The following is a 12,289-nucleotide window of genomic DNA, read 5'->3' on the forward strand; positions in this document are numbered from 1 at the left end:
CGTCACGCCGTGTCGTCGCGCGACGGTGCGTCCCGCAGGTACGCCTCGGCAGCGGCCTTGGTGATGCCGAGATCGGCTAGTGGCCCGGTGTCGGCGGCGAACTCCAACAACGCCAGCAGCACGTGGGCGGTGCCGACGGCCCGGTCGTCCAGCCGCAGCGCCTCCCGGAAGGTCAGCTCCAGCACCTTGCGGACGTGGGCGTCGAAAGGAACCAGCTCGGGCACCTGGTCCACGGGCGGCGGTAGGGCGGCGGCTGCCTGCCGGCGTACCTGGTCGAGGTCGCTGACCTGCGCCGCGATCGCCCGGGCGGCGAGCGTACCGGGCGCAGCGAGCAGGGCGAGTGCCAGGTGCGCGGTGCAGATCTCGTCGTTGCCGGCCGCTCGGGCCTCGTTCTGGGCGGCGACGATCACGTCACGCGCCTCAGGGGTGAACCGGTTGAAACCCTGCTGCGGGTCGAGGTCGTTGGGCTCGTTCGGCGACTTCGGCACGAACCGCTTCTGCGCGGCCTGCTTGGTGACACCGATGGCCCGGCCGATCTCGGTCCAGGATGCGCCGGAGCGGCGGGCCTGGTCGACGAAGTGGCCGATCAGGTGGTCGGCGAGTTCGCCGAGGTGGTCGCCGACGACGACCGCGTTGCTGAGCTGGGCGAGCCGGTCGTCGTTGGCCCGGGTGATGCCGGCGATCAGTTCGTCGAGTCGGACCGGCTGGTCGAACTGGAGTCGGGGCGTCGTGGAAGCATCGGATTCCGTCATGCGTCAACCATAGGTTGACGCATGACGGATCGTCAACCCTGTGTTGACGGCGACCCGTGCCCTCGCGAGGGCCGGTCAGAGGCGGAGCTGATTCGCCACGTGCACGTCCAGCATGTTCACCAGCCGCCCGGTCACCGCCCGCGCCTCGATGTGCAGCCGGGCCACGTTCAGCCCGTCCGCACCCAGGACCGCGAGCAACGCCTTGTCGTTGATCGCGTACACCGAGAAGTAGCCGCGGTGGCTGCGTACCGTCGACTCACGGAACGGCCCCTGTCGCAGCGCGAGCCCGGTCTGGCGGCCGAGCCCGAAGGTCGCCGCCGCCAGCGCGGCCAGGTCGTGCGGCTGGGTGCCGTCGGTCAGGTCGTGCAGCAGCAACAGCCCGTCGACGCCTGCGATCACCGACCCGATCACCCCGGTGACCGCCTGCTTGAGGGCGGCCAGTTCCGTGTACGCGGGATCCGGCACCGCCGGTCCGGTGCCGTTGGTTTCCGACATCAGTGATCTCCGTTCGCCCACAACGCCCCGGCAGCCGTGGCCCGACTCAGAGCTCCAGGCCGGCTTCGATCTGCCGCAACTGGTGGCGGGCCAACGCCAGGTTGGACCGCGAGCGACTCAACGCGAGGTAGATGAACAGCCCCTGGCCGGAGCGGGAGGAGACCGGACGGATCAGGTGGTACTGGGTGTCGAGGGTGATCAGGATGTCCTCGATCCCATCGTCGATCTTCAGCATCTCCAGCGTACGCAGCTTGGCGCGGACCACGTCGGTGTTGCCGGCCGCCGCGACCGAGAGATCCAGATCAGCCGATCCACCGGCCGTCCCCAGGGTCATTCCACTGGAATAGTCCACCACCGCGGCACCGATCGCGCCCTCGATGGTCATCGCGTCCTTGAGCGCCGCGTCGAGCGAAGCCATGCCCTACCTCCGGATGATTCAGCTGGTCGGCGAGCGTATGCCACCAGCGCTGCCGCAAGGTCCCGGCGGGCCGACCCGACCTCGCACCGGGTGCCGCACCGGTCCGGTGTCACGTTCCCCACCGGAGGGTGACACGACGCCGGGCAGTCCGCACGTCGCGAGGCGATTACTGGCTGAGCAGCCGACCGCACGTCGCCGGAGCGCCGTCGAAGCTACCGGCATGACCGATACCGCAGCTCAGCCGGCCAGGGCAGGCACCGCGACCCGGGCAGAGCGACGGTCCGGTGCGGGTAGCGGGATGCGACAGCCGTCGAGTGGGTACGGTGCTGGTATGGCGAAAGCGGCAGACGGCACCTACGTCAACCCCGGCGGCGAGTTCACCCGTGACCAGCGCTACATCGCGACCCGGATCACCGCCGACGGGCGCGACGGCTACCCGGTGGAACCGGAGCGGTACCGGCTCGTGGTCAGCCGGGCCTGTCCGTGGGCGAACCGGACCATCATCGTCCGCCGACTCCTGGGCCTGGAGCAGGCGCTGTCCATGGGCGTCGCCGGACCCACCCACGACAAGCGGAGCTGGACCTTCGACCTCGACCCGGACGGCCGTGATCCGGTGCTCGGCATCGAGCGGCTGCAGGAGGCGTTCTTCGCCCGGTTCCCCGACTACGACCGGGGAATCACCGTACCTGCGATCGTCGATGTCGCCACCGGCCAGGTGGTGACCAACGACTACGCCCAGATCACCCTGGACATGTCGACCGAGTGGACCGCGTACCACCGGCCCGGGGCGCCGCAGCTCTACCCCGAGCCGCTGCGGGCCGAGATCGACGAAGTCAACGCGGTCGTGTTCGCCGACGTCAACAACGGGGTCTACCGGTGCGGCTTCGCCGGCAGCCAGGAGGCGTACGCCAAGGCCTACCAGCGGCTGTTCGACCGCCTGGACTGGCTCTCCACCCGGCTGGAGACCCAGCGCTACCTGGTCGGCGACACCATCACCGAGGCCGACGTACGGCTGTTCACCACCCTGGTCCGGTTCGACCCGGTCTACCACGGACATTTCAAGTGCAACCGGCAGAAGTTGACCGAGATGCCGGTGCTGTGGGCGTACGCCCGGGACCTGTTCCAGACCCCCGGATTCGGCGACACCATCGACTTCGAGCACATCAAACGGCACTACTACGAGGTGCACCGGGACATCAACCCGACCGGCGTCGTCCCGCTCGGACCGGAGCTGGACAACTGGCTGACCCCGCACGGACGCGACCGGCTCGGCGGCCGGCCGTTCGGCGACGGCACCCCGCCACCCCCGCCGCCGACCACCGAGATCGTGCCGGCCGGCCACAATCCGCTTGGCTGACACATGATCATCATTGCCGGCACGCTGCACGTCGATCCCGCCGACCGCGACGCCTACCTGGCCGGCTGCCAGGAGGTGATCCGGGCCGCCCGGTCGGCACCCGGCTGTCTCGACTTCACGCTCGGCGCCGATCTCGTCGACCCCGGCCGGATCAACATCCACGAACGCTGGGAGTCCGAGGCCGACCTGCTCCGGTTCCGGGGCTCGGGGCCGTCCTCGGAGCAGACCACCCAGATCCGTGACGCGCAGGTCTGGCGGTACGAGGTGTCGTCGGTCGGCCCGCCGTAACCGGGGGGCACCCAGCCGGCGTCGGCGGGCGACGTACCGGCCCGCGTCAGTGGTACGGCCGACGCCAGACGGCCCAGGCCGACGTCAGTAGGTACGGCCGACGTCAGTAGGTACGGCGGCCGGCGTGGATGGCGCGGACCGTGTCGATGGTGTCCGCGTCGGCGGCCGACTTGTCGTCGCGGTAACGCAGCACCCGGGCGAAGCGCAACGCCAACCCGCCCGGGTACCGGCGGCTGGCCTGCACCCCGTCGAAGGCGACCTCGACGACCTGCTCCGGGCGGACCCGCACGACCCAGTCGCCCTCCTCGACCGCCAGTTGGGTGAACCGCCGCGTCTGCCAGCGCAGCATCTCGTCGGTCAACCCCTTGAACGTCTTGCCCAGCATCACGAACCCGTCACCGGCCGGATCCCGGGCACCCAGGTGCAGGTTGGACAGCCAGCCGGTACGCCGCCCGCTGCCCCGCTCCACCGCCAGCACCACCAGGTCGAGCACATGCCGTGGCTTGACCTTGACCCAGGCGGCACCACGGCGGCCCGCGTCGTACGGCGCCTGCGGCGACTTGACCACCACGCCCTCGTGGCCCGCGTCCAGCGCAGCGGCGAACGCTGCGGCGGCCTGCCCGACGTCGACGACACGCCAGCTCGGCACCAACAGGCCGGCCGGGACCGCCGCCGCCAACGCCGGCCACCGCACCTCGCCAGGCTCGTCGAGCAGGTCCGCGCCGTCGAGGTGCAGCAGATCGAAGAAGTACGGTGTCAGCCGCCCGCTGCTGGCACTGGTCGTGCCGGTGTCGGGGCTGTCGGCGCCGGGGCTGCCCGCCGAGCGGGTCGCGGCCAACTGGGACGTCTCCTGGAACGGCCGAGGTCGTCCGGCGGCGTCCAGTGCCAGTGCCTCCCCGTCCAGCACGATCTCGCGGACCGGCAACGCCTGCGCGGCGGCGACCACCGCCGGCACCCGGGCGGTGACATCGTCCAGGCTGCGGGTAAAGACCGCGATGTCACCGCCGCTGCGATGCACCTGGATCCGGATCCCGTCGAGCTTGGTCTCCACGACCGCCGGAACACCGGTGGCCGCCAGCGCGTCGTCGACCGACGCGGCGCTGCGGGCCAGCATCGGAGCCAGCGGACGCCCCACCGTCAGAGTGAAGGCGGCCAGCGCCGGCGCGCCACCGGTGAGCGCGGCGGCCGCCACCGTGGGCGGATCACCGGCGAGCAGCAGCGCTCGGCGTACCAAGGGGAGCGGGACCTCGGCGGCGCGGGCGACGGCGTCGATGAGCAGCCCGGCCTGGGCGCCCTGGCGCAGCTCGCCGGTGAACAGCCCGACGAGCATCCGCTGCTCGTCGGCGGTGGCGGCGGCGAACAACGCGCCCAGCAGATCGCGTCGGCGGGCCTGCGCGCCGGCACCGGCGACGGCGGCGATCGCAGTGATCGAGGCGTCGACGTCAGCGACCGACATCGACGCCTCGGACGCCGGCGGCGGCAGGTCACGCAGGCCGGCGTACCCGACGCCGGTCTGCCGCTGCCGCAACTCACCGGCGAGCCAGGCCGCACCCGCTGTCAACTCGTCGGCCGCCAACGCCCGCAAGGCGGCGGCGAGCAACTCCACCTTGGCACGTCGGCCGGAGGTGGCCCGCACCGCGGCCGAGGTGGCTGCCAGGTCGATGAACCGCACCGCCCCATCCTGGCAGCCACCTGCGACGAGCAGGGGCGTTGTCCGACGGCTAGGCCGTGATCAGCTCCGGCTCGCCACGACGCGAGGGCGTCGACGTCGCTGGCTCCTCGACCCGCAGACCACGGGCACGCACCTCGTCGGCCACCCTCGCCAACGCGGAGTCGATGGCGCAGAGCGCGACCGAGAGCTCGCTGAGCTGGGCGCGCAGCGACTCCTCGGGCCACGCGGAGACGTCTACGTCCCGCAGAGCACTGACCGCGGCATCCAGCCGCGCGATCACCTCATTCGTACGCATGTTCGAAATTCTAGCGTACCGGCGCACCTACAGGCAGGTGAATCGCCGGATCCGCCACCGCCGCGAGCAGGAACGCCTCCGCCAGGCAGACCCGTTCGAACTCGCCCAGGTGCAGGCTCTCGTCCGGCCCGTGCGCACCCGCGTGCGGATCCTCCACCCCGGTCACCAGGATCGCCGCCGCCGGGAACATCTCCTGGAAGGTGGCGATGAAGGGGATCGACCCGCCGACGCCGATCTCCACCGGAGCCACACCGTCCCAGGCCGCCGCGAACGCCGCCCGCGCCGCGTCGAAGTACGGACCGGTCGCGTCGATGACGCAGGCGCCGCCGTCACTTTCCAGGCTCACCTCGACCTGGGCACCCCACGGGACGTTCGCCTGCAGATGCGCGGCCAACGCCGCGTACGCGCTCGCCGGGTCGTCACCGGGTGCCAGCCGCAGACTCACCTTGGCCCGAGCCGCCGGCACCAGCGCGTTCGGCGCGCTGTCGGCGGCCGGGGCGTCGATGCCGAGCACCGACACCGCCGGCTTGGTCCAGAGCCGGTCGGTCAACGCCCCGGTGCCGGTGAACCGCAGCCCGTCGATCATCCCGGCCTCGTCGCGCAACCGCTGCTGCGGCAGGTCGACGACGGCACCGGTCCGCCCGACCAGTCCTGGTACCGCCACGTCACCCGCGTCGTCGTGCAGGGTGGCCAGCAACCGGCAGAGCACCGTCAGCGCATCCGGCACCGGACCACCGAACATGCCGCTGTGCACCGCCTGGCGCAGGGTCCGTACCTCGACGAAGCAGCTGACCAGTCCACGCAACGACGTGGTCAGCGCCGGAACGCCGATCTCCCAGTTCGCCGAGTCGGCGATCACGATGACATCGGCGGCCAGCTCGTCCCGATGGGCGGCGAGCAGCCGGGACAGCGATTCGCTGCCGTACTCCTCCTCGCCTTCGACGAAGAGCACCACGCCGACCGGCAGCGCGTCGCCGAATGCCCGCAGCGCCGCGATGTGCGCCATCACGCCGGCCTTGTCGTCGGCGGCGCCCCGGCCGTACAGCCGGCCGTCGCGCTCCACCGGCTCGAACGGATCGCTGGTCCACAGCGCCGGATCACCGACCGGCTGCACGTCGTGGTGGGCGTAGAGCAGCACCGTCGGGGCACCGGGCGGCGCGGGTCGCCGACCGATCACCGCCGGCTGGCCGCCGGCCCGGACCACCTGCACGTCCAGTCCGCAACCTCGGGCCAACTCGGCGACGGCGGCGGCGGACCGCTCCACCTGGCTGTGATCGAACCCGTCGAACGCGATACCCGGAATCCGGATCAGTTCTTCCAGGTCGGTACGGACCCCGGGCAGCTCACGGGCGATGGCGGACCGCAGGTCGGCGGCGGTGGGGATGGCAGTAGTCATCCGACGATCGTAGGTGCCGGATCGCCGCGCCCGGACGGTCACGGGCCGGACGGACCGGCCGATCAGCGGGGTCGCGGGCCGGACCGGCCGCTGCTGCTCGCCGCGTTCATCCAGGACCGGGCCCGGCCGGCCGCACCGGTGGCCCACTCCCCCATGTCGGCGGCACCGGCACCGAGCCGGCGCAGCAGCCCGACGAGCGGATCCTGGCTGCGGCTGAACTCCTCCCGGTACGCCTGCGCGGCGGCCTTGATCTCCTCGGTCACCGACGCCGTCGCGTCGTCGTCGCGGCGCGGATAGTCACCGGCCAGCACCTGCCCGTACCCGCCGGAGTCGATCCACTGCCGCAGCGCGGCCGCCCGCGCCACCGGCACCGGATGGGTGCTCCACGCCGTCATCCGCAGCTTGTGCACGCTGTCGCGCAGGTCGCCGCCGCCTTCGTACTCGGCGGCCTGCTCCAGGAACGCGGCGGTGTCGATCTGGCTCAGGTCGCCCCCGCCGGCCAGCTTCATCAGCAGCCGCAGCGACGCCGCTGGATCCTGGGCGGCGAGCAGACCGGCGCGGTCACCCGACAGCTCCGCCTTGCGCCACCATTCGAGCATCGCCGCGATGATCGCCCGCAGCGCGATCGCCCCGACCGGCAGCCAGCTCAGGTTCGCCGCCCAGCGGGTCAGAATGGTGAGAATCGTCTGGTAGACGGCGTGCCCGCTGCGCACGTGGCCCAGCTCGTGACCGAGCAGGGTGCGCAGCTCCTCGTCGTCGAGCTGCTGTACGCAGGCGCTGTTGACCACGATGAACGGCTTGTCCAACCCGATCGCCGCAGCGCCGAGCACCGGGGACTGGGTCACGAACAGCTCCGGCAGCTCCGGTACGTCGAGCGTGGTCGCCGCCTCGACGAAGATCCGGTGCACCCGGGGATACTGGCGGTGATCCACCCGGATCGACGACGCGAGATAGGTCAGGCGGAACGCCCGCTCGTTCCACATCCCGAAGAACGTCTTCACGACGTCGTCGAAGCCCCGCAGCTCCCGCAACGCGGTCAGCGCGCCCCGGTCGGCCGGGTGCTCCCAGGCCCGGGAACTGATCCCGGTCAGCGCGACCCGCCGCCGAGCCGGGGTGGTGGCGTCCGGCGTACCGCCGCCGCTGGTGGCGTCCGGCGTACCGCCGCCGGTCGTCGGCGTGGCGCCGTCGTCGTCTGCGGTCATCTCGGGTGCCCCCCGGGGTCGGCTGGACTGGCCTACCCCGCCGATGGTGCCCCACCGGCACCACCGGCGTCTACGTCCGCCCGCCCGCCGACCCGCCGGTACGCCGACGTATCCGCAGGTCCCGCCGCCGACGTGTCGACGACCAGATCGACTGCGGCCGCCGTACCGTCGGTGGTGAAGAATCGTTCCTCGGCCCGCCGCCACCGGTCCAGGGCCGGCTGCATCGCCGCCCCGTCGCGGGCCAGCGACCGGGCCAGCCGCACCGGCGCGGCGGCGGTGACGAACACCGACAGCGTCGCGGTCGGCCGGATCGCCGCGCGGGCCGCGCTCACCCCCTCGATCACGAGTACGTCGGGCGGGTCGACGACGGTCCACTCGTCGCGGAACCGCCCGGCGGCCCAGTCGTACCGTCGGTAGCGGGCCGGCCGACCCGCGCCCAGCGGACCGAGCACCCACTCGTGCAGCCGTGGCCAGAAGGTGAACTGGTCGTGCCAGCCGTCGAGCAGATCATCGGTGTGCACGACCGCGACGGCCGGAGACGGCGACGCGGCCTCGGCGCAGGCGGTGGCCAGGCGCTCGGCGAAGGTCGACTTGCCCGCGCCGCTCGGGCCGTCCACGGCGACGAGCCGGACCCGACCGAGCCGGGCCGGGCCGGCGTACACCTGCCGGGCCAGCCCGGCGAAGGTCGCCAGGCTCCCCGGCCCGCCCGCCGGCACCGCCCCCGTCTGCTGTACGCCGCGCACCGCCAGTCGCCCTCCCCCGGTGTGTGTGGTCAGGGCGCCTTGGGCGCTCCTGGTGGGATGAACGGTAGTCCGGGAGGTGGCCCGCGTTCGATCAGCCGCCACAGCGCGTCGGTGTCGAGATGTTCCTCGACCAGGTCGCCGAGCAGGTTCAACCCGTGCTGTCGCAACGCCGCGAAGTCGGTGTCCGGCGCGACGACGAAACCGTGCCGGCCGGCCAGCCGGGCCACTTCGTCGAGGTAGCGGCGGCGGAACTCGTCGGACTCGAACGCGCCGTGCCAGTGGGTACCGCAGATCGATCCGACCCGCACGCCTTCCGTACCGCCTGCTGTACCGCCTGCCGTGCCGCTGCCGCTGCCGCTGCTGGTGTCGGTGTCGGTGTCGGTGATCAGCGGCGGGGTCGACCCGGCGATGTGGGAGACGTACCCGTGGTGGATCTCGTAGCCGCGTACCGGGACGTCGCCGTAGGCGCGGCCGGCGCTGCGGGTGACGGTCTTGCGAGCGGCGAAGGTGATCTCGACGGGCAGCAGCCCGAGCCCTTCGACGCTGCCCCGGCGGCTCTCCACCTCGTCGTGGACGACCCGGCTGAGCATCTGGAAACCGCCGCAGATGCCCAGCAGCGGGCGGCCGGCGGCGGCGTGCGCCGTCACCGCCTCGGCCAGCCCGGTGCGCCGCAGCCAGGCGAGATCGTCCACGGTCGACTTCGTGCCGGGCAGCACGACCAGGTCGGCGGCGGCGATGTCGGCCGGGTCGACGGTGAGCCGGACCTGCACTCCCGGCTCGGCGGCGAACGCCTCCAGGTCGGTGGCGTTGGAGATGCGGGGCAGCCGGACCGCCGCGATCCGCAGCGTGTCCCGGCCGCGCGGCGCCGTGGGCCGACCGATGGTCCGGCCGTACGCGAGGGAGTCCTCACCGTCGAGCCAGAGGTCCGGCCGCCAGGGCAGCACCCCGTACGTCGGTCGGCCGGTGACCTGGTGCAGCATGTCGATACCGGGTCGCAGCAGTCCCAGATCGCCCCGGAACTTGTTGATCACGAATCCGGCGATGTGCGCCTGGTCCTCGGGGCTGAGCAGCGCGACGGTGCCGAACATCGCGGCGAACACGCCGCCCCGGTCGATGTCGCCGACGACGATGGCTGGAAGGTTGGCGTGCCTGGCCAGCCCGAGGTTGACGAAGTCACCGGCCCGCAGGTTGATCTCGGTGGGGCTGCCGGCCCCTTCGCAGATCACCACGTCGTACTCGGCGCGCAGTTCGGCCAACGTGGCGTGGACCGTGCCGGCGAGGCGGGACCGCATGGTGCGGTAGTTGGTCGCGGTGACGGTGTCGACGGCTTCGCCGAGCAGCACCACCTGGCTGGACCGGTCGCTGCCGGGCTTGAGCAGCACCGGGTTGAACCGCACCTGCGGCTCCAGCCCGCAGGCGGCGGCCTGCATCGCCTGCGCCCGACCGATCTCGCCGCCCCGGCCGTCGGCGCCGACGACGACGGCCGAGTTGTTGGACATGTTCTGCGCCTTGAACGGGGCGACCCGCACCCCTCGGCGGTGCAGCCAACGGCAGATGCCGGCGGTCAGGACGCTCTTGCCGGCGTCGGAGGTGGTCCCGGCCACCAGCAGCCCACCACCGCCACCGCCGCCACCACCCGTCAGGTCTCGACGATCTTGCACTTATCGACGGACATTCCGGACAAAAGCTCTCGATAACTGCAAGATCGCGCGGGGAGCCGGAAGGGCGGGGAGAGCCGGGAGAGCGCGGAGTGCGCGGAGAGCAGCGAGGGCGGGAAGGGTAGCGGCTGCGGTGTGGCCAACCAGCCGGGACAGGGTCGCGGCCCGCCGGATCCGACGCGGTGACGGCCTTGGACCGTCGCCAAGGTACGGACGCACCTCAGAGCGCCCGAAGTAGACGTTTCGCCCACCGAGCCGGACCCCGAGCGCACCGGCGAACGCCGCCTCGCACTGGCCGGCGTTCGGGCTCGGATGGTCGGCCCGGTCCCGCCGCCACACCCGAAACGCCGCCGCCCGGTCACCCTTGACCGCCGGCGCCCACCACACGGCGGCCAGGCCGGTCAGCCGTGACGGCACGTAATTCAGCAGGTCGTCGAGGCGTGCCGCAGCGGTGCCGAAGCGTGCGTAACGCGGTGAGCGGTGCCCGACCATCGCGTCGAGGGTGTTCACCGCGCGGTAGCCGACCAGGCCGGGAAGACCGGCGACGGCACCCCAGAACAGTGGGGCGACCACCGCGTCCGAGGTGTTCTCGGCGACCGACTCGACCGTCGCCCGGGCCAGCTCCGGTGCGTCGAGCGTGGCCGGGTCCCGCCCGCACAGGTGGCTGAGCCGGGCGCGGGCCGCCGGCACGTCGTCGTCGCGCAGTGCCCGTGCCATCACCCGCGCCTCGGTACGCAGCGTGCGCCCACCGAGCACCGCCCAGGTCGTGCCGGCGACGAGCGCTGCCCGGGCCAGCGGGTGCCGCCGGGTCGCCGCCGCAGCGGCTGCGGCGGCGAGCACCGGCGCGCCGACCGCCACCGCCGCGAAGGCGACACCGGCACCACGGGTCGGCCGGTACATCCGCCGCTCCAGCGCGCCGGCGAACCGGCCGTACCCGGCGACCGGATGCCACCGGCGTGGATCGCCGAGGACCGCGTCGAGGGCGTACCCGGCGAGCAGCCCGCCAGCCGTGGCGGCTGCCGCCGTACTCCGGATCCTGCCTGCACGGTGTGCCACCCCGGCAGCTTACGTCGGCCCGGTCCGGCCGCCGGGTGCGGTGGTACGGCCACCCGACGCCGTACCACCGCCGCCCGCACCGCCGACAGGGTCAGACCGGCACGGGCGTCCGGGCGCGGGAGCGCCGTTGCCGCCCGGCCGGCTCGGGCCGGTCGGTGACCGGGAGCGGATCGCCGGCCGGGCCGTCGCCGTCCGGTCGGTTGCCTGCCGGGTTGTCAGCGGCCGGGCGGTCGGCGGACGCACCCGGCGTCGCCGGTTCGGACGCACCCGGCGACGGCTCGTCGACCCCGTCGGGCGGCTCCTCGTCGAGCGGGCCGTCCGACTGCGTCAGACCGCCGAGCGCGTCGGCCGCCTGTGCGGCGAGCACGTCCACGGCCAGGGTGATCGGCCGCCGGGGGCGGTTCGGCTCGCCCTCCACCGGGGACGGGACGGACGGTTCCAGGAACATCGGGTCGTCGTCGCCGTCGAACAACTCGTTGTGCGTCGGCGGCGCCTCGCCCGGCCGTACCTCCGTGGTGGCCTCGCCCTGCACCCGCCGCTCCGGGTCGTCGCCGGCGACCTCGCTGGTCGCCAGGGTCGGCCGGTTACGGGTGAACCGGCCCCGGCCCCGGGCCAGGTCGTGGCCGACCGCGACGGCCTCCATCTCGTACTGCAGGCGGGGGTTGCCGTCGCCGTCGACCCAGTCTCGGGTGTAGAGCCGGCCGACGACCACGACCGGGTCGCCGAGCATCACCGAGGAGGCGACCCCTTCGGCGAGCTTGCGCCAGCAGTTCACCCGCACCCGCAGGCTGTTGCCGTCGACCCACCGGTTGTTCTCCCGGTCGAGGCGGCGGGCGGTCGAGGCGACCTTGAAGTTGGCGACCAGGGTGTTGGTCTGGGTGGTCCGCCGCCACTCCGGCGTGGTCAGCACATTGCCGACAACCGTTACGTACGTATCGAACATCGCATCTCCGTAGG

General features: G+C 72.7%; 13 protein-coding genes. 2 read left to right on the forward strand and 11 right to left on the reverse strand.

The genetic code is table 11. The features are described 5' to 3' along the window. Positions 1 to 2 precede the first annotated feature (2 nt). The 3 genes from O7623_RS13425 to O7623_RS13435 form a co-directional block, all read right to left on the reverse strand. Positions 3 to 752 (reverse strand): Clp protease N-terminal domain-containing protein, encoded by a 750-nt coding sequence (locus tag O7623_RS13425; protein ID WP_282228955.1) that lies wholly within the window; start codon positions 750 to 752, stop codon positions 3 to 5. A 75-nt stretch (positions 753 to 827) separates the two neighbouring features. Continuing rightward, positions 828 to 1,247 (reverse strand): roadblock/LC7 domain-containing protein, encoded by a 420-nt coding sequence (locus O7623_RS13430; protein ID WP_282228956.1) that lies wholly within the window; start codon positions 1,245 to 1,247, stop codon positions 828 to 830. Positions 1,248 to 1,293: 46 nt separating this feature from the next. Further along, positions 1,294 to 1,665 (reverse strand): hypothetical protein, encoded by a 372-nt coding sequence (locus O7623_RS13435; RefSeq protein WP_282228957.1) that lies wholly within the window; start codon positions 1,663 to 1,665, stop codon positions 1,294 to 1,296. Between the two features lie 331 nt (positions 1,666 to 1,996). On the opposite strand from O7623_RS13435, the gene O7623_RS13440 reads away from it, so the two are divergent. Further along, positions 1,997 to 3,022 (forward strand): glutathione S-transferase C-terminal domain-containing protein, encoded by a 1,026-nt coding sequence (locus O7623_RS13440; protein ID WP_282228958.1) that lies wholly within the window; start codon positions 1,997 to 1,999, stop codon positions 3,020 to 3,022. A gap of 3 nt (positions 3,023 to 3,025) precedes the next feature. Beyond that, complete coding sequence (locus O7623_RS13445) at positions 3,026 to 3,310, forward strand: antibiotic biosynthesis monooxygenase family protein (RefSeq protein WP_282228959.1); 285 nt, start codon at positions 3,026 to 3,028, stop codon at positions 3,308 to 3,310. Positions 3,311 to 3,413: 103 nt separating this feature from the next. On the opposite strand, the gene O7623_RS13450 is transcribed toward O7623_RS13445, so the two are convergent. The 8 genes from O7623_RS13450 to O7623_RS13485 all read right to left on the reverse strand — a co-directional run bounded on the left by O7623_RS13450 (position 3,414) and on the right by O7623_RS13485 (position 12,275). Beyond that, a complete protein-coding gene (locus O7623_RS13450) occupies positions 3,414 to 4,982 on the reverse strand; it encodes an ATP-dependent DNA ligase (protein ID WP_282228960.1) in 1,569 nt (522 codons plus the stop codon). A 49-nt stretch (positions 4,983 to 5,031) separates the two neighbouring features. Then, complete coding sequence (locus O7623_RS13455) at positions 5,032 to 5,277, reverse strand: hypothetical protein (protein WP_282228961.1); 246 nt, start codon at positions 5,275 to 5,277, stop codon at positions 5,032 to 5,034. A 10-nt stretch (positions 5,278 to 5,287) separates the two neighbouring features. Then, a complete protein-coding gene (locus O7623_RS13460) occupies positions 5,288 to 6,673 on the reverse strand; it encodes a dipeptidase (RefSeq protein ID WP_282228962.1) in 1,386 nt (461 codons plus the stop codon). A gap of 62 nt (positions 6,674 to 6,735) precedes the next feature. Then, positions 6,736 to 7,875, reverse strand: a complete 1,140-nt coding sequence (locus O7623_RS13465; protein WP_282228963.1) for a M48 family metallopeptidase — start codon at positions 7,873 to 7,875, stop codon at positions 6,736 to 6,738. 32 nt (positions 7,876 to 7,907) lie between these two features. After that, complete coding sequence (locus O7623_RS13470; protein WP_282228964.1) at positions 7,908 to 8,618, reverse strand: hypothetical protein; 711 nt, start codon at positions 8,616 to 8,618, stop codon at positions 7,908 to 7,910. A gap of 29 nt (positions 8,619 to 8,647) precedes the next feature. Continuing rightward, complete coding sequence (locus O7623_RS13475) at positions 8,648 to 10,279, reverse strand: cobyric acid synthase (RefSeq protein WP_282228965.1); 1,632 nt, start codon at positions 10,277 to 10,279, stop codon at positions 8,648 to 8,650. Beyond that, on the reverse strand, positions 10,280 to 11,311 hold the full coding sequence (locus O7623_RS13480; RefSeq protein ID WP_282229402.1) for a cobalamin biosynthesis protein: 1,032 nt from the start codon (positions 11,309 to 11,311) through the stop codon (positions 10,280 to 10,282). It abuts the gene before it with no gap. A gap of 112 nt (positions 11,312 to 11,423) precedes the next feature. After that, on the reverse strand, positions 11,424 to 12,275 hold the full coding sequence (locus O7623_RS13485; protein ID WP_282228966.1) for a single-stranded DNA-binding protein: 852 nt from the start codon (positions 12,273 to 12,275) through the stop codon (positions 11,424 to 11,426). Positions 12,276 to 12,289 lie beyond the last annotated feature (14 nt).

It is taken from the genome of Solwaraspora sp. WMMD791, from assembly GCF_029581195.1.
Classification (GTDB): domain Bacteria; phylum Actinomycetota; class Actinomycetes; order Mycobacteriales; family Micromonosporaceae; genus Micromonospora_E.